General features: G+C 64.1%; 16 protein-coding genes. 13 read left to right on the top strand and 3 right to left on the bottom strand.

Annotated features, from left to right (window positions below; genetic code table 11):
• Positions 1–42: 42 nt before the first annotated feature.
• Both A985_RS0121860 and A985_RS0121855 read left to right on the top strand, forming a co-directional pair.
• A complete protein-coding gene (locus tag A985_RS0121860; protein WP_017235512.1) occupies positions 43–1383 on the top strand; it encodes an MFS transporter in 1341 nt (446 codons plus the stop codon).
• A gap of 34 nt (positions 1384–1417) precedes the next feature.
• Positions 1418–2983, top strand: coding sequence for a sulfatase-like hydrolase/transferase (locus tag A985_RS0121855; RefSeq protein WP_017235511.1), 1566 nt, complete (start codon positions 1418–1420; stop codon positions 2981–2983).
• 186 nt (positions 2984–3169) lie between these two features.
• On the opposite strand, the gene A985_RS0121850 is transcribed toward A985_RS0121855, so the two are convergent.
• Positions 3170–4072 (bottom strand): LysR substrate-binding domain-containing protein, encoded by a 903-nt coding sequence (locus A985_RS0121850; RefSeq protein WP_017235510.1) that lies wholly within the window; start codon positions 4070–4072, stop codon positions 3170–3172.
• A gap of 150 nt (positions 4073–4222) precedes the next feature.
• On the opposite strand from A985_RS0121850, the gene mdcA reads away from it, so the two are divergent.
• The 9 genes from mdcA (at position 4223) to mdcH (ending at position 11738) form a co-directional block, all read left to right on the top strand.
• The gene (gene mdcA, locus A985_RS0121845; RefSeq protein WP_017235509.1) at positions 4223–5884 is read left to right on the top strand and encodes a malonate decarboxylase subunit alpha; all 1662 of its coding nucleotides are present in this window, start codon (positions 4223–4225) and stop codon (positions 5882–5884) included.
• Positions 5884–6792 (top strand): triphosphoribosyl-dephospho-CoA synthase, encoded by a 909-nt coding sequence (locus A985_RS0121840; RefSeq protein ID WP_017235508.1) that lies wholly within the window; start codon positions 5884–5886, stop codon positions 6790–6792. The genes mdcA and A985_RS0121840 overlap by 1 nt, the downstream gene beginning before the upstream one ends.
• Positions 6793–6803: 11 nt before the next feature.
• Complete coding sequence (locus A985_RS0121835; protein ID WP_017235507.1) at positions 6804–7106, top strand: malonate decarboxylase subunit delta; 303 nt, start codon at positions 6804–6806, stop codon at positions 7104–7106.
• A 12-nt stretch (positions 7107–7118) separates the two neighbouring features.
• Entirely contained in the window at positions 7119–7976 is an 858-nt protein-coding gene (locus A985_RS0121830; protein ID WP_017235506.1) for a biotin-independent malonate decarboxylase subunit beta, read from the top strand.
• On the top strand, positions 7973–8794 hold the full coding sequence (mdcE, locus tag A985_RS0121825) for a biotin-independent malonate decarboxylase subunit gamma (RefSeq protein ID WP_017235505.1): 822 nt from the start codon (positions 7973–7975) through the stop codon (positions 8792–8794). Before A985_RS0121830 ends, mdcE begins: the two co-directional genes overlap by 4 nt.
• Positions 8795–8973: 179 nt before the next feature.
• The gene (gene madL / locus A985_RS0121820; protein ID WP_017235504.1) at positions 8974–9369 is read left to right on the top strand and encodes a malonate transporter subunit MadL; all 396 of its coding nucleotides are present in this window, start codon (positions 8974–8976) and stop codon (positions 9367–9369) included.
• A gap of 13 nt (positions 9370–9382) precedes the next feature.
• Entirely contained in the window at positions 9383–10147 is a 765-nt protein-coding gene (madM, locus tag A985_RS0121815; protein ID WP_026132280.1) for a malonate transporter subunit MadM, read from the top strand.
• A complete protein-coding gene (locus A985_RS0121810) occupies positions 10144–10803 on the top strand; it encodes a malonate decarboxylase holo-ACP synthase (RefSeq protein WP_039830665.1) in 660 nt (219 codons plus the stop codon). Before madM ends, A985_RS0121810 begins: the two co-directional genes overlap by 4 nt.
• Positions 10800–11738 (top strand): malonate decarboxylase subunit epsilon, encoded by a 939-nt coding sequence (mdcH, locus tag A985_RS0121805; protein ID WP_017235501.1) that lies wholly within the window; start codon positions 10800–10802, stop codon positions 11736–11738. Before A985_RS0121810 ends, mdcH begins: the two co-directional genes overlap by 4 nt.
• Before the next feature lie 77 nt (positions 11739–11815).
• Here the strand turns inward: mdcH and yddG are convergent, their stop codons facing one another.
• Together yddG and A985_RS0121795 are read right to left on the bottom strand one after the other, a co-directional pair.
• Positions 11816–12748: an aromatic amino acid DMT transporter YddG gene (gene yddG, locus A985_RS0121800; protein ID WP_017235500.1), complete on the bottom strand. Its 933-nt coding sequence runs from the start codon at positions 12746–12748 to the stop codon at positions 11816–11818.
• Between the two features lie 87 nt (positions 12749–12835).
• Positions 12836–14371, bottom strand: a complete 1536-nt coding sequence (locus A985_RS0121795) for a PLP-dependent aminotransferase family protein (protein ID WP_026132278.1) — start codon at positions 14369–14371, stop codon at positions 12836–12838.
• A gap of 297 nt (positions 14372–14668) precedes the next feature.
• Between A985_RS0121795 and tauA the strand changes: the two genes are divergently transcribed.
• Positions 14669–15727, top strand: a complete 1059-nt coding sequence (tauA, locus tag A985_RS0121790; RefSeq protein WP_017235498.1) for a taurine ABC transporter substrate-binding protein — start codon at positions 14669–14671, stop codon at positions 15725–15727.
• A gap of 79 nt (positions 15728–15806) precedes the next feature.
• Positions 15807–16631 (top strand): taurine ABC transporter ATP-binding protein, encoded by an 825-nt coding sequence (locus A985_RS0121785; protein ID WP_017235497.1) that lies wholly within the window; start codon positions 15807–15809, stop codon positions 16629–16631.
• The last annotated feature ends 38 nt before the right edge of the window (positions 16632–16669 follow it).

Here is a 16669-nt window from a genome sequence, read left to right as displayed (position 1 = left end):
CCGCCCGCCCCGGAGCCCGGCCGCCGCCAGGAGGATTTCGCCATGCCAACCACGCCCGCCCTGCCCCGCGCCAACCGCCGGGCGATCGTCGCCGCCACCATCGGTAACGCATTCGAGTGGTACGACTTCATCGTCTTCGGCTTCCTGTCGGTGATCATCGCGCGGCAGTTCTTCCCGTCGTCGAACCCGACCGTATCGATGCTGCTGACCACGGCAACCTTCGGCAGCGCGTTCCTGATGCGGCCGATCGGCGGCATCCTGCTGGGCATCTACGCCGACCGTGCCGGGCGCAAGGCTGCGCTGTCGCTGGTGATCCTGCTGATGACGGTGTCCTCGGCCATGATGGCGCTCACTCCCGGATACGCGACGATCGGCATCGCCGCGCCGATCATCGTGGTGCTGGCGCGACTGCTGCAGGGCCTGTCGGCCGGGGGCGAGTTCGGCAGTGCCACGGCGATGCTGATCGAATACGCGCCGCCTCACCGGCGCGGCTTCTACGGAAGCTGGCAAAATTTCGGCCAATTCGTCGCTGCCGTGACGGCCGCGCTGATGGGCGCCCTGGTCACGCGCGGGCTGAGCCAGAGCACACTCGATGCGTGGGGTTGGCGTGTGCCGTTCCTGTTCGGCATGCTGATCGGTCCCGTCGGGTTCTACATCCGCACCCGGCTGCACGAAGTGGTGCCGGCGTATGAAGACGCCGACGAAGGCGCACGCGCCGCCACGGTCGGCAAGGCCGCCTCGACACTCACGACGGTCTGGCGCGAGCACCAGGCCGCACTGTGGATCGCATTCGGGCTGGTCGTGGCGAGCTCTGTTGCTCAATACGTGCTGAATGTGTACCTGCCAGTCTACGCGGTGACCCAACTGAAGCTGCCAGTGTCCGCACCGTTCATCGTGCTGATGGTCACCGGCACGCTGCGCATGATCCTGATTCCGCTGTTTGGGCTGCTGTCTGACCACGTCGGGCGCAAACCGGTGATGGGCGCCTCAATGGCGCTGTACGTGCTGACCATCTATCCCCTGTTCCTTTGGCTCGTCGCTGGGCCGAGCTTGCCGCGACTGCTTGAGGTGGAGGTCGTGTTCGCGGTGCTGATGGCAGCCGCACTGGGCCCGGCGTCGACGGCGCTTGCCGAATTGTTCCCCGCACAGGTACGGGCCACCGGTCTTTCGATTTCCTACAACTTGGCCACCACGCTGTTCGGCGGCTTCTCGCCGTTTCTCGTCACCTGGCTCATCAGCGCAACCGGCGACAAGATGATGCCGGCCTACTTCGTGACAACGGCCATGGTTGTCGGTCTCGTCGCGTTGTGGCCGATGCCCGACCTGGCACGCCGTACAACCGGTGTGCCATTCGGCACCAGCAATGGCACGACGTCGCGCTGAACGTCATCTCTTAAATTCAATTCGGACACCTACGATGTCGTCGATCCGCAACGTGCTTTTCGTGATGTGTGACCAACTGCGGGCGGACCACCTGTCGTGCTACGGGCATCCGTATCTGGCCACGCCCAACATCGACGGTCTCGCCCGACGCGGTGTGAAGTTCGAGCGCGCGTTCGTACAGTCGGGGGTGTGTGGTCCGTCGCGAATGTCGTTCTACACAGGGCGATACGTCGCCAGTCACGGCGCGACGTGGAACCGCGTGCCATTGTCGATCGACGAAATCACGTTAGGGGAATATCTTTCCGCGCGCGACATGAAGCTGGCGCTGGTCGGCAAGACGCACATGATGCCGGACAACCACGGTCTGAAGCGCCTGCATCTGGATGGCGGCAATGCGCTCGGCGCGCTGCTGCGCGAGGGCCATTTCACGCTGGTCGACCGCTACGACGGACATCACGCAGAACCCGCCGGCGGCTACGCGGAATACCTTCGCCAACAAGGCTACGCAAGCGACGATCCGTGGTCGGACTTTGTGATCTCGGCCGAAGATGCACAGGGCCGCATCGTCAGCGGCTGGCACATGCGCAATGCGCACCTGCCCGCGCGTGTGCGCGAAGCCGACTCCGAAACGGCCTATACCACCGACCAGGCCATCCGTTTCATCGAGCGCCAGGGCGATGCTCCATGGGCGATGCACCTGTCGTATGTCAAGCCACACTGGCCGTATATGGCCCCAGCGCCGTACCACAACAAATACACCCTCGAACAATGCCTGCCCGTGCGGCGCGCCGAGCGTGAGCGCGAGGCGCCACATCCGGTGACGAGCGCCTACTTCCAGCAGGAGGAATGTGCCAATTTCATGCGCGACGAGGTCATCGCCAAGGTTCGGCCCGCTTATCAGGGTCTGATAAGCCAGCTCGACGATCATCTCGGACGACTGTGGGAAACCCTGGACAGGCTCGGACGGTGGAAGGACACACTCATCGTCTTCACCGCCGACCACGGCGACTTCCTCGGCGACCACTGGCTAGGCGAGAAGGAATTGTTCTACGACACCGTGCAGCGCGTGCCGTATATCGTCTACGATCCGTCCCCCGAGGCCGACGCCACGCGCGGCCACAGCGACGCACGCTTCGTCGAGGCCATCGACACCGTGCCGACAGTGCTGGACGCGCTCGGCATGCCTGTTCCCGATCACCGCGTCGAAGGTCGCTCGCTGCTTGCGCTGACGCGAAACGACGCAGCGCAAACGCCCTGGCGAGATGCCGTCTTCTCCGAGCTTGACTACGCCTATCGGCAGGCACGCCAGATCCTGGGCCGCCGCCCCGACGCATGCCGTGGCTGGATGGTGCGCACCGACGCGTGGAAATACATTCACTGGGACGGATTCGCGCCGCAGCTTTTTGACCTGCGCAACGATCCCGACGAATTCGTCGACCTCGGTACCGACCCGGCGTTTGACAACGTGCGACAGGCCATGCGCGAGCGCCTGCTGACCTGGTCCCTCGGCCTGCGCAATCGCACCACCGTGACGCACGACGACGTCGAACGCGGCACGCATCAGTACAAGAAGGCCGGGGTGTTCTACGGGGTGTGGTGAGCAACCGAAACGACAGACAGTCGCTCGACCAATAGACGCACAGAATGCATTCGTAGGGCCCATCGAGCGCATCGGGTTCGTCCGGCGACCGGAGGCGCTTGCGGTGTGCGGCGGCGCATCGTTGATCCAGTACGGCATGATCGAATGCCTTCAGCCGCACCAATACATCGAGCGGCATCCTGACACCTACGCCCTGAGCATGCGACACTCCGCGCTCAGGGCGAGCAGATTCGGATCGCGCTCACGGTTTCGCGGAAGCACCAACACGATATTCTGGCTGCGCGCATAGCGTTGCGTGAGCGGAATCAACTGCACCTTCGGACTGAAATCCGCAACGCGTCGCGGCAGCAACGCGTACCCGATGCCGCCGCTCACGAGATTGATCAGCGAAAAGATATCGCCCACCTGCATCGCAATGTCCGGCGCAAATCCCGCGAGATCAAAGGCCGATTTGAAATCGTGATACGTCGCGAATTCGTCGCCGAGCGACACGAACTTCTCATGCCGCACGGCCCTGAGGTCGATGGCCGTCTCTTTCGCATACGGCGAGCCCAACGGCGCCGCGAAGAGAATGTCGTCCTCGAACATCGGGACGACCAATAGGTCCGGACTCTTCGGTGGTGCGCCGAGGGCAATGACAATCGCGTCCAACAGACCGTCGTCCAGCTTGGACATCAGATCGCGATTGGACCCCAGCGTAAGATCGATATCCAAAGCGGGTCGGCGCATTTTCAACCCGACCAGCAATCGCGGAATCGTCCCGACCGTCATCGAGTACAGCCCGCCGATCTTGAGTCGCGTCGACGTGAATCCGGCCGCCTCGCGCGTGCGCTGCACGCCAGTCTCGCACTCGCTCAGCATCCGCGCCGCATGCTCGGAGAACACATACGCCGTCGCCAACGGAATCAGCTTTCGACCATCCTTCTTGAACAACGGACACCGGAGCCCAGCCTCCAGCGAGTGGAGCGCACGGTGCACGCTCACCGTACTCTGCCCGAGCACTTCCGATACCCGGGCCATATTCCCCAGCGCCATGAACGCCTGAAACACTTCCAGCTTCTTCAGGGTGATGCCGTCGTCAATTGCCATGCTCGCGCCTCATTTCGTTCAGGTACGTTTGCTTCGAACCTCCCAATTATTACCCTAAAGCTAATGAACCAACACATAAGTTGATTGAAACGAGAGGTTTTGACGCATAGCTTAGAGGCTACTGACGACTCAATGGCTGGAGCCTCCGACATGCAAGAGATGCCCACAATCCCGGCGAAATGGCGTCGCCGGCGCGACGAAAAGGCGCGCCGCCTCGCGGCCGCCCGCAGGATCGCCCATGGCAAGGTAATCGAGACCGGCGACATCGTGGCGGCCCTGCAAGCACTGATCGCACCTGGCGACCGCGTGGTGCTCGAAGGCAACAATCAGAAGCAGGCGGATTTCCTCTCGCGCTCACTGGTGCAAGTCGATCCGGGCATCGTGCACGACCTGCACATGATCATGCCCAGCGTGGGTCGCGCAGAACACCTCGACCTCTTTGAAGTCGGCATCGCCCGGAAGCTGGATTTCTCCTTTGCCGGGCCGCAGAGCCTGCGCATCAGTCAGTTGCTCGCCGACGGACAGTTGGAGGTCGGCGCGATCCACACCTACATCGAGCTTTACGCGCGGCTTGTCGTGGACTTGATCCCGAACGTCGCCCTCGTGGCGGGCTTCAAGGCCGACCGCGCCGGCAACATCTACACAGGCCCCAGCACCGAAGACACACCGGCGCTCGTGGAACCCGCGGCATTCTCCGACGGCATCGTGATCGTTCAGGTCAACGAGATCGTCGACGACGTGACCGACCTGCCGCGCGTCGACATTCCGGCGTCGTGGGTCGATTTCGTCGTCGTGGCCGACAAGCCGTTCTTCATCGAGCCGCTGTTCACGCGCGATCCCCGGCTGGTCAAGCCCGTGCACGTCCTGATGGCGATGATGGCCATTCGCGGCATCTACGAGCGTCACAACGTTCAGTCGCTCAACCACGGCATCGGCTTCAACACCGCGGCCATCGAACTCATTCTGCCGACCTACGGCGAGCGCCTCGGGCTCAAAGGCAAGATTTGCCGGAACTGGACGCTCAATCCCCACCCGACCCTGATCCCCGCCATCGAATCGGGATGGGTCGAAAGCGTGCATTGCTTCGGCACCGAGCTTGGCATGGAGCGCTATGTGGCTGCGCGTCCCGATGTTTTCTTCACCGGTCGCGACGGCTCGCTGCGCTCCAATCGCATGCTCTGTCAACTGGCCGGTCAGTACGCGGTCGATCTGTTTATCGGTGCCACGCTGCAAGTCGACGGCGACGGACACTCGTCCACGGTGACGCGTGGTCGGTTGGCCGGCTTCGGTGGCGCACCGAACATGGGGCACGACCCGCGCGGGCGCCGTCACGCCACGCCGGCCTGGCTCGACATGACGCAGCCGGACACCCTGCTCGAACGCGGCAAGAAACTAGTCGTTCAGATGGTGGAGACATTCCAGGAAGGCGGCAAGCCGACGTTCGTCGAAACGCTGGACGCCGTTGCTGTCGCCAAACAAAGCGGCATGCCACTCGCCCCCGTGATGATCTATGGCGACGACGTGACCCACCTGCTCACTGAAGATGGCATTGCCTACCTCTACAAGGCACGCTCGCTGGAAGAGCGCCGCGCCATGATCTCGGCGGTGGCCGGCGTCACCGCGATTGGGCTGAAGCATGACCCGGCCAAGACAGCGAAGATGCGCAGCGACGGCCTCATCGCCTTGCCGGAAGATCTGGACATTCGTCGCACGGATGCGAGCCGCGAGTTGCTCGCCGCGAAGAGCATCGGCGAGCTGGTGGAATGGTCGGGGGGACTCTACGACCCGCCCGCGCGCTTTCGGAGCTGGTAATGGACAAGACCCTCATTCGACGGATCGAGTCGCCGTCCCAGCCGATCGCGATCGCAACGAAACTCGCCACGCTCGTCGAGTCCGCGCTGATCGACGAAGTGACGCTCTCTCCCAAGCCGGGCCTCGTCGATGTTCGCGGATGCGGCGCACATCACGACCTCACATGGGGCTTGATGGTGCAGTCGGCCAATGTCTTGCGGCCGACGTTCGAGGCCATGGCCAAGGCCGGTGTGTTGATCGAAAACCCAATGCGCCTGCGCGAGCAGATCGGCCGTCTCGGGCGCCTGGGGGAAACGGCAATGCTCGCGGCGACCGGCGGCGTGAACACCCACCGCGGTGCCATCTGGGCACTGGGCCTTCTGATCACGGCCGCAGCGCAAGCGCCCAACGCACTGAGCGCCCATGCCGTCGCGCGTCGCGCCGCAACGCTCGCGCGCCTGCCCGACCGCTTTGCGCCATGTGCCACCGGACATAAAGGCGAGTGCGCGTGCCTCGACTATGGCGTGGGCGGTGCGCGAGGTCAGGCATGGGCAGGCTTTCCGCACGTGACGAAAATCGCGCTGCCCGCACTCAGGCGAGCCCGCGCGGCAGGCATGCGCGAGGACCATGCCCGTATCGACGCCCTACTCGCGGTCATGGCCACGCTCGACGACACGTGCGTCCTCGCTCGGGGTGGCCCCGATGCGCTGCACGCGATGCAGGCCGGCGCGAGCGCCGTTCGCGCGGCCGGCGGCCTGTCGACGGCCGACGGTCGACGCAAGTTTCGACAACTCGAATCCGACATGCTGGCCCGACACATCTCGCCAGGCGGTGCCGCCGACATGCTGGCCGCCGCCCTGTTCCTCGACCGGCTTTCCGCAAAGGGGTCGTCGTCGCGGCTTAACGAATCACCGTTTCTGAGTCTTTAGGAAGCACATCCATGGAAACGCTTCAATTTCATTTCTCCGGCGGCGCACCCAGTGCGGGCCGAGCCTGCGTCGGCGTCGTCGGGTCGGGCGACCTGGAAGTCCTGCTGTCTCCGGGCGAGCCGGGGCAGATCCACGTCGAACTCACGACCTCCGTCAATGGCCTGTCCGCGATCTGGCACGCGCAGCTCGAGCGAATCTTCGCATCGCACGCCTGGCCCGCGCTGCACGTGGAAATCAACGATTTCGGCGCTACGCCGGCCGTCGTTCGCCTTCGCCTCGAGCAAGCGCGCGAAGCCCTCGAATCTCCCCAATAAGGGCCCGTCGAGATGACGAATACTCCGATACAACGAGACAGCTTCATCGAACGCGACGCGCGCCGTCGCGCCCTCGCCCTGCTCGACCCCGGCACGTTCCGCGAGCTTCTGGATCCGTTCGAACGATTGTCCTCGCCCTGGCTTCCCCGGCAAGGCATCGTTGCGCAAGCGGACGACGGTGTGGTCGTCGCCCGTGGCACGCTCGATTCGCAACCGGCAGTCGTTCTCGCCATCGAGGGCGCCTTCCAGGGCGGAAGCATGGGGGAAGTCTCCGGCGCGAAAATCGCCGGGGCCCTCGAGCTTGCCGTCGAAGACAACCGCCGAGGCATACCGACACGCGCGGTCATCGTCTTCGAGACGGGCGGCGTGCGTCTGCAGGAAGCTAATCTCGGCCTCGCCGCCATCGCGGAAATCCACGCGGCCATCCACGAACTCAGAACGTTCGGGCCCGTCATCGGCATCTCCGCCGGGGTGGTCGGCTGCTTTGGCGGCATGAGCATCGCCGCCGGCATGTGCAGCTATCTGCTGGTCACACGCGAAGCACGGCTTGGGTTGAATGGGCCGTCCGTCATCGAGCAGGAGGCCGGTGTCGAGGAATACGACTCGCGCGATCGACCGTTCATCTGGGGTCTGACGGGCGGGGAACAGCGCCAGGCGACAGGCCTTGTCGACGCCTGCCTCGACGACGACACCGCAGCGATTCGCGCGCAGGTGCTCGCATGGCTGCGGGCCGACACCCCGAAGCCGCAGCGCAGCGAACAAATCGAGTACTACCTTGAGCGGCTGATGCACGTCGATGTGACGAATCAGCCTTCGCCCGAAGACGTGCGCGCGCTTTACGCCGCCGCCCGCGCAGGAGACCCCTCATGAGCCGTTCCGACCGTTCCTCACGAGGTGCCGTGTGGATGCACGCTTTGACGTGCGACGCTGCGCACCGCACCGAGACCGATGACTACGGCAGCACGTTGCAGGTCGTGGATGCCTCGCTCGCCGAGTCCCCCGCTCGCTACATCGCCGTGATTCCGGACGAGAACAATCGCTTTCCCCGCGCACGACACGGCGAAGTCGGATTGATCGAGGGATGGCAACTGGCGCGCGCCGTGCGGGACGTGATCGCACGCGACCGGGACCGCGAGAGCAAAGCCGCCATCGTCGCCATCGTCGACGTGGCGAGCCAGGCTTACGGACGCCGCGAGGAAGCCTATGGCATTCATCTCGCGCTTGCGGCGGCGGCCGATGCCTATGCCGCGGCGCGTGTGGCCGGACACCCGGTGATCGGGCTCATCGTCGGGCGAGCGATGTCCGGCGCGTTTCTCGCGCATGGGTATCAGGCGAATCGTCTGGTCGCGCTCGACGACGCGGGCGTGATGGTTCACGCGATGGGGAAAGCGGCCGCCGCGCGCATTACGCAGCGTTCGGTCGACGAACTCGAAGCGCTGGCCGAAGCCGTTCCCCCGATGGCGTACGACATCGCCAACTTTGCGTCGCTTGGGCTGCTGTGGCGCCTGCTGAAGGTCGGTTCCGCCCAACAGCCCGATCCGGAAGACGTCGGTGAAGTGCGGCGCGTGCTGGCGCAAGCGCTCGCGGACATCCAGAGAGATCCGTCGCGCGGTCTTTCCAGCCGACTCGGCGCGCCTTCCCGACAGGCCTCATCGACGGTACGCGAACGACTGAAGGCACTTTGGTAGTTCGCGCCCGACCGCCCGGCGAGAGCGCCGGGCCATCCACAAAACTCACCGCCGCGCGCCTGGAGAGCGATTGTCGGCCCAGATATCCGATTCCCGTTTCACCCCTGAATCCGACGACTCGACGCTTGCCATAACACCAGAAAAGACAGTTCGTCATTGCTTCAACCAGGAGACAGCTTGTGATTATTTACGGTACGACCCTGCTCGCGATTTGCCATCTCGCCGGCATCTTCCTTGGCGACCTGCTCGGCCAGGCCATCGGTGTGAAAGCCAATGTCGGCGGCGTCGGTATTGCCATGCTGCTATTGATCTTCGCTCGGCTTTATCTGCATCGGCGCGGCCTCATGCCCGCTGCAACCGAAGCCGGTGTTTCTTTCTGGGGCGCAATGTATATCCCTGTCGTGGTCGCCATGGCCGCTCAGCAAGACGTTGTCACCGCCTTGCGAGGCGGTCCCGTCGCGCTGCTTGCCGCCGTGGGTGCCGTGCTGGTCTGCGGCGTCGCCATTGCGCTGATCAACCGAACGGGCAACGCGCAGCCGCTTCCGCCGCTGTCCGAGACGGCACAGAACGCTTGAGAGAGGATCAGTCATGCTATCCATGTTCGAGAAAATATTGCACCACAACGGATTGGTCACCGCCTTCGCCCTCGTGGGCATCATCATGGGGCTTTCCATGTGGGTGTCCCGACGGCTCACATTCGGGCGCGTACACGGTTCGGCCATCGCCATCATGATCGGCCTTGTGTTGGCCTATTGGGGCGGCGCCGCCTCGGGCGGACAAAAAGGACTTGCGGACGTCTCGCTGTTCAGCGGTATCGGACTGATGGGCGGCGCGATGCTGCGCGACTTCGCGATCGTTGCCACCGCGTTCGAGGTACAGGTCTCGGAAGCCCGCAAGGCCGGTCTGATTGGCGTTGTGTCCCTGCTGCTCGGCACGGTACTGCCCTTCATCGTCGGGGCGTCGCTCGCCCATGCGTTCGGCTACACCGACGCCGTGAGCATGACCACCATCGGCGCAGGTGCCGTGACCTACATCGTCGGCCCGGTGACGGGCGCCGCGATCGGTGCCAGTTCCGACGTGATGGCCCTGTCGATTGCCGCTGGGCTCATCAAGGCCATCATCGTCATGGTCGGCACGCCGTTTGCCGCCCGCCTGCTGGCGCTGGACAACCCCCGCGCCGCCATGGTGTTCGGAGGACTGGCAGGGACCGTCAGCGGTGTGTCGGCGGGACTCGCTGCAACGGATCGCCGACTCGTGCCCTACGGCGCGCTCGTCGCGACGTTCCATACCGGCCTGGGATGTCTGCTCGGACCGTCGGTCCTGTTTCTAGCGACGAAGGCCCTTGTGCAATGACATTGGACCGCGCTGCGCAACGGCCATCGCTACGGCCCCACGATCTTCTCTGGTGTGACGGTGTTGCGCTACCGGAGGGGATGGCGGTGCCGGGGTGGGTGGCTGACGCACTGGCAAGCGGTACGCCTGCCGTCGTGCGCAGGGCGCCGCTCGCGCAACCCGACCTCGTACCGGTCGGGTTGCGTGGGACGTCCCGCGACCAGCGCATCGCGGCGCACGTGCCGCGCCGATCGGTGCGCCGCATCGTCTCGCCGGAATCGCTGCTCGATCGCGTCGTCAGGATCGAGCCCACAACACCGTTGCAGTGCCTCAGAGCACTTCGTGATCTCGCCCCGGCCCTCAATGCCTTGGGATTGCATTGGGGACCGACCGGCGGCGTCGGCTTTGCGCTGGCCACCGGCTTGCCGGCCCTGCATCCACAAAGCGATCTCGATGTCCTCATTCGCTTACCGTTTCCGCCATCCGACGCGCAATGCGACGCGCTCGCATGGATTGCGCGCGACAGAACTTGCAGGATCGACGTCCAGATCGATACCGGGCGCGGCGGGTTCTCGCTTCGCGAATGGCTGCGCTCGCCGCCTCGCATACTCGTGAAAACCGACCAAGGTCCGACACTGGTTGCGGATCCGTGGGGCGACGTCGGAGACACGACGTGAGCATCTTGTTCACCTATCCCGGTCAGGGGGGGCAGCGCCCTGGCATGCTGGGCGCATTGCCCGACACGCCCGAGGTCCAATCAACGTTGGCCGAAGCGCACGATGCCACTGGCATCGATCCGATGACGCTTTGCAGTACAGATTCGCTTCGCTCGACCACCGCCGTGCAGTTGAGTCTGCTGATCGCGGGGGTCGCCATGACAAGAGCGCTCGCCGCACAAGGGGCCACACCGCACCTTGTGGCCGGCCACTCGATCGGTGCCTGGACTGCAGCCGTCGCGGCAGGGGCGCTGGATTTCAGGGATGCGCTGGGTCTCGTGCACCTGCGAGGCCGCTTGATGGAGACGGCCTATCCGCGCGGCTATGGCATGACGGTGATTACCGGATTGTCCGCAGCAGCGGTGGCTGACATTGTGGAGGCAGTTCACACCGACGACTCGCCCGCTTACGTCGCGAATCTGAATGCCGAGCAACAGATCGTGGTGGCGGGCAACGATGCCGCGCTGGATCGTGTGCAAGCGCTGGCGACGAAAGCCGGTGCCGCACAGGCGGCTCGACTGGCAATGACGGTGCCGTCGCATTGCGCGTTGCTCACGGCCCAGGCGAGCACGTTGGCGCAAGCCACCGCGAAAGTGCGCTTCCAACGGCCAACGATGACCTACGTCAGTTGCACCCGGGCGCGGGCGCTTTTTCGTCCCGACGACATTGCAGACGATCTCGCCTGGAACATGGCCCGTCAGGTGAATTGGCATGACACCGCGCGTCACGCATATGAGCGCGGGGCACGGCTCGCCGTGGAAATGCCGACGGGCGGCGTTCTGACCCGGTTGACGCGGCCGATATTCGGGAATGACGGCGCCATCGACAGTGCCAATGAAAGGGTGAGTTCCATCGTCACGCGCCTCCTTCGATACCGGGGTACGGATCGCGCTTGATCGCGGACCGTGCTCTCTGGCATTCCCAGCCATCGGGGCACACGCATCGTTGTTCGACACGTGCCCTTGGCGACGTCTCACTCCCGCACATCAACCGCCTTCGACGTCACGCCGGGTGACCGTCGCGATCGCGTTGCCGTCCAGCAAAGTATCGAGCCGCCGCACACCATCGCCGCGCCTTGCCAGAACGCGAAGGACAGCGGCGCTTGCAGCAACATCGCCGATATTGCAGCGGAGAACACCGGAATGAAATACGACGCCCCGGCCAGCACCGTCACGTTGCCGCGCAGAATGCCGACGTTCCAGGCGGCATAGCCGAAGCCCATCGCACATGCGGCCAGCACCAGGTAGACGATGCCACTCACACGCAATTGCATCTGTCCACCGCCCGCCAACAGATACTTGGCCCACAGCGCCGCCGCAACCAGCATGAAGAAGAACGTCACGCCGTTTTTGCCCTCGGCATAGCGCGTCGTCACCGTGCAATACGCCGCCCAGATCACCGCGCCCGCGAACGCCAGGCCGTAACTCAGCGGGTTGGCAAGCACGTTGGCTGCCATCTCGGCGACGTCGAGGCCATGATCGCCGCCCAATACCCAGCAAATGCCGAGCATCGACAGGAAGAACCCCGGAATCACCCAAAAATTCGCGCGCTGCTTGTTGAAGACGATGGCCGAGATCAGCGTGAACGTCGGCCAGAGATAGTTGACCATGCCGACTTCGATCGCCTGCTGCGCGCTGTTCGCGTAGCCGATCGACAGTGACAGGCAAAGTTCATAGGCTACGAACAGCAGGCTTCCCATATACAGATATCGCTTCGGGAATGTCTTGAGCTGCGGGAAACCGACGGAGAACAGCAGAAACACCGAGGCCACGGTGTACATCATCGCCGCGCCGCCAGTCGGCCCGAAGCTCTCGCTCACGCCGCGAATCAGTCCGACGATCGAACTCCACAACACCACGGCCGCCAATCCAATGAGCGTCGCCCGGTTCTTGCACTTGCTATCCATGCTCCCTGCCTGCCTCCATGTTCAACGATGTCGCCTGCCGACGCATCATAAGCCAGCAACGCCCGCTGACTGCCGGCCGCACGCGACCTACCCCTGCGCCATCGTCTCGCGCAGGACCTCGGCCAGCGCAATGATGCCCGACTCGATGTGCTCAAGCCGTATCGACGAAAAGCCCAGCCGGAACCGGTTGAGCGGCGGCGTATCGCCCATGAAGAAAATGTCGCCCGTCTCGATGAGAATGCCGCGCACCTTCGCCCGCGCCGCCAGTACGTTCGCGTTCAGCGTCGGCGGCCCTTGCACCCAGCACGACGCCCCGCCCTTCACCTGCACGAACGACACCTCCGGCATATGCGCGGCAAGCGCCGCGCTCAGCACCTCGGCGCGCTTCGCATAGGTATCCGCCAGACGACGCAGCAAGGCGTCGTGATGGCCCAGTGCCAGGAACATCGAAAACGAGCGTTGAATGAACGCCGACGGATGGCGAATCATCAAGCGGCGCAACGCCCGCAACTCCGCCACCAGCGCCGCCGGCGCCACGATATACCCCAGGCGCAGCCCAGGGGCGAACGACTTGGACAAGCTCCCGATATAGATCACACGGTCGCTGCGATCCAGGCTCTTGAGCGCCGGGATCGGAATGTCCGAATAGCTGTTTTCGCTCTCGTAGTCGTCCTCGATCACCACGAAGTCTTCGGCTTCCGCCCGACGCAGCAACGCCTCGCGATTCGCCAGCGGCATCGTGGTCGTCGTGGGGCACTGGTGCGATGGCGTGACGTACACGTAATCGCACTGCGACAAGCGATCGTCGACCGGCAGACCCGACTCGTCCACGGGCAAGCCCACGAGCTTTGGCGTGCGTATCGCGAAGATGTTGCGCGCGTCCGGGTAGCCCGGGTCTTCGATCCCCACCGTCGTGTGCGCCCCGACCAGCAAATCGGCCAGTAGATACAGCGCCTGTTGCGCCCCATTGGTGAGCACGATCTCGTCGGCGTCGGCCCACACGCCGCGTCGCGGCAGCACGCGCGTGCGGATCTGCTGGATCAGTGTCTCGTCATCGCGCGCGATCATGTCCGGTGCCCAGTCGCGGATCTCCATGACGGTGAGCGCCTTGTGGCAACACTCGCGCCAATCCGCCGTCGGGAACATGGTCGGATCGAACTGGCCGTAAATAAAGGGGTACTGATACTTCTGCCAATCGATGGGCTTCACGATGTTGCGTTGCCCCGAAGGACGCACCACGTAGCGCCCCTCCCAGTCCGGTGTCGCCGGATCCCGTGGCGCGATGGTGCCAGCCGCCAACGCCGGCGCATCGCGCGCCGGCGTGACCTGCGACCCGACGCGGGGCGCCAGAATATCGCCGTTGACGAAATACCCGCGCCGCTCCCGCGCAATCAGGTAGCCCTCGTCGACCAGTTGCTGATAGGCGAGCACCACCGTGTTGCGCGCCACGCCAAGCCCTTCGGCCAACTCGCGCGACGACGGCACCGCAGCGCCGCGCATCAGCCGCTCGTCGAGAATCGCCGACACCAGCATCTGGCGAATCTGGCTCTGCAAACTCATGCCGGCGTGCGCCGACATCTGAAACAACTGGTTCCACATCGCCGCGGAAATCCGGCTCGACATCGTGCCCCCTCTCGACTCACCCTTCCAGAACGTCAATTATTACTCAAGTGACGGTGACATCCATTCCGAGTTGGGGTTTATCCGCAGTCGCGCGAAATCACGCCCGATTCCAGCATTCATGCGGCTTGCAAGCCGATTTCGGGTCCACTGGACCAGTTGGCATCATCAAATGCGGCCAACTGGCTCTAACGAACAAAAAGGCTGGCGGCAATGATGCAATCACTTGGCGCCGATTCTTAACAGCGTGTGCGTCAAACCCGAGTGTTCTACCGAAAACTTTCCGATTAGAGGTGAACCATGAATGGACTTCCGAACCGGCTGCGACGGGTGTTCGCCGCCACGGCACTGGCGGCAGCTGCACTCCCCGCTGCGCTGACGCTCGGGCTTACGCTGCCCTCGACGGCGCAGGCGCAGGAAAAAGAGGTGACGATTGCGTACCAGCAAATCGTCGATCCGTGGCTGGTCGCCATTACCGGCGGCGAATTCGAGAAGGCCACCGGCTACAAGATCCACTGGCGTCAGTTCGAGTCGGGCGCCAAGGTCGCCACGGCCCTCGCCTCGGGCGACATCAAGATCGGCGTGCTCGGCTCCAGCCCAATGGCCGCCGCCGTCTCGCAGGGGCTGGACCTGCAACTGTTCTGGATTCTCGACGACATCAACCAGGCCGAGGCAATGGTCGTGCGCAACGCCTCGAACATCAAGTCGCCCGCCGACCTGAAGGGCAAGAAGATCGGGGTGCCGTTCGTCTCGACCACGCACTACCACACCATGTTTGCCTTGCAACAATGGGGCATCAAGCCGACCGAGGTGAAGGTGCTCAACATGCAGCCGAACCAGATCGTGGCGGCGTGGGAGCGTGGCGACATCGATGCGGCCTATGTCTGGGATCCGGCGCTCGCGCAGATCAAGAAGAGCGGTCACGTGCTGATCACCTCGGGAGAACTGTCGAAGCAGGGCAAGCCGACGTTTGACGGCATCGCCGTCGACCGCAAATGGGGTGAGGCGAACGCTGATTTCATGGCGAAGTTCGTCAAGGTGATCGCCGACGCCGACGCGGCGTACCGAGATCATCAGGCCGCCTGGACCGCCACCTCGCCACAGGTCAAGGCCATCGTGAAGATGATCGGCGGCAAGCCGGAAGACGTTCCCGGCGCGCTCTCACTCTATGCCTTCCCGTCGGCCCAGCAGCAGGCATCGGCTGAATGGCTGGGCGGTGGCAAGGACAGCCGCGCCGCCAAGGCCCTCAAGGACACGGCCGAGTTCCTGAAGGGTCAGCAGAAGATCGATGCCGTCAAGGCCGACTACACGCCGTATGTCACGTCGCGCTACGTCGACGCCGCACTTAAACTGAAGTAAGCCGTACCGGGGCGGTCGCGCCGAAAGTTCAGGCGCGACCGCCCCTCCCCGATCGCTCGATCGACAGGAGAAGGGCTTCATGGAACAACTCATCGTCAACGACGTCAGCGTCGTCTATCCCGGCCGGCGTCCCGGCGAGCAGGTGCAGGCGCTCGCTCACGTCGATCTGACCATCGCACCCGGCGATTTCGTAGTGGCGCTCGGCGCCTCGGGTTGCGGCAAGACCACGCTGCTCAGTCTGATGGCTGGCTTCATCGCGCCCACGTCCGGCGAATTGCTGCTCGGCGATGCCCCGATCGAAGGCCCTGGCGCCGATCGCGGCGTGGTGTTCCAGAAGCACGCGCTGCTGCCGTGGCTCAACGTGATGGAGAACACCGAGTTCGGGCTGAAGCTTCAAGGCGTGCCGAAGACGGAACGACGCGCCATTGCCGCGCGCAATCTCGCGCTGGTCGGGCTGCAGGACTTCCACAATCACATGATTTACCAACTCTCCGGCGGCATGCAGCAGCGGGTGGGCATTGCACGCGCGCTCACGTGCAATCCGTCGATGCTGCTCATGGACGAGCCGATGGCCGCACTCGACGCGCTCACGCGTGAAACCATCCAGGAACTGCTGCTCGACGTGTGGCGCGAGACCGGCAAGATGATCTTCTTCATCACGCACAGCGTCGAAGAAGCCCTGTTTCTCGCCAGTCGCCTGATCGTGATGTCGCCGCGCCCCGGACGCATCACGCACACGTATGAGCTTGACTTCAACCAGCGCTATCTCGAATGCCGTGACGCGCGCACCATCAAGTCGAGCCCGGATTTCATCGCCATGCGCGAGACCGTGCTCAGCATCATCTACGGCGACGAACGTGCGGGCCAGACGGCGACGTCGAATGCCAATGCGGTCGCAGCCTGATTGCTGCAGGAGAGAACACCATGATGACCAAACCCGTC

The sequence above is a fragment of the Pandoraea sp. B-6 genome, from assembly GCF_000282835.1.
GTDB classification, from domain to species: Bacteria; Pseudomonadota; Gammaproteobacteria; order Burkholderiales; family Burkholderiaceae; genus Pandoraea; species Pandoraea cepalis.
The sequence above is the reverse complement of the archived record's forward strand: the minus strand, read 5'-3'. Positions and strand labels throughout refer to the sequence as shown.

Coding starts and splice junctions, on each gene's coding strand:
- mdcE (WP_017235505.1), top strand. CDS start 7,973: ATGAGCCGTTCCGACCGTTCCTCACGAGGTGCCGTGTGGATGCACGCT.
- A985_RS0121810 (WP_039830665.1), top strand. CDS start 10,144: ATGACATTGGACCGCGCTGCGCAACGGCCATCGCTACGGCCCCACGAT.
- A985_RS0121850 (WP_017235510.1), bottom strand. CDS start 4,072: ATGGCAATTGACGACGGCATCACCCTGAAGAAGCTGGAAGTGTTTCAG.
- yddG (WP_017235500.1), bottom strand. CDS start 12,748: ATGGATAGCAAGTGCAAGAACCGGGCGACGCTCATTGGATTGGCGGCC.
- A985_RS0121835 (WP_017235507.1), top strand. CDS start 6,804: ATGGAAACGCTTCAATTTCATTTCTCCGGCGGCGCACCCAGTGCGGGC.
- A985_RS0121830 (WP_017235506.1), top strand. CDS start 7,119: ATGACGAATACTCCGATACAACGAGACAGCTTCATCGAACGCGACGCG.
- A985_RS0121785 (WP_017235497.1), top strand. CDS start 15,807: ATGGAACAACTCATCGTCAACGACGTCAGCGTCGTCTATCCCGGCCGG.
- A985_RS0121860 (WP_017235512.1), top strand. CDS start 43: ATGCCAACCACGCCCGCCCTGCCCCGCGCCAACCGCCGGGCGATCGTC.
- tauA (WP_017235498.1), top strand. CDS start 14,669: ATGAATGGACTTCCGAACCGGCTGCGACGGGTGTTCGCCGCCACGGCA.
- A985_RS0121840 (WP_017235508.1), top strand. CDS start 5,884: ATGGACAAGACCCTCATTCGACGGATCGAGTCGCCGTCCCAGCCGATC.
- A985_RS0121855 (WP_017235511.1), top strand. CDS start 1,418: ATGTCGTCGATCCGCAACGTGCTTTTCGTGATGTGTGACCAACTGCGG.
- madM (WP_026132280.1), top strand. CDS start 9,383: ATGCTATCCATGTTCGAGAAAATATTGCACCACAACGGATTGGTCACC.
- mdcA (WP_017235509.1), top strand. CDS start 4,223: ATGCAAGAGATGCCCACAATCCCGGCGAAATGGCGTCGCCGGCGCGAC.
- A985_RS0121795 (WP_026132278.1), bottom strand. CDS start 14,371: ATGTCGAGCCGGATTTCCGCGGCGATGTGGAACCAGTTGTTTCAGATG.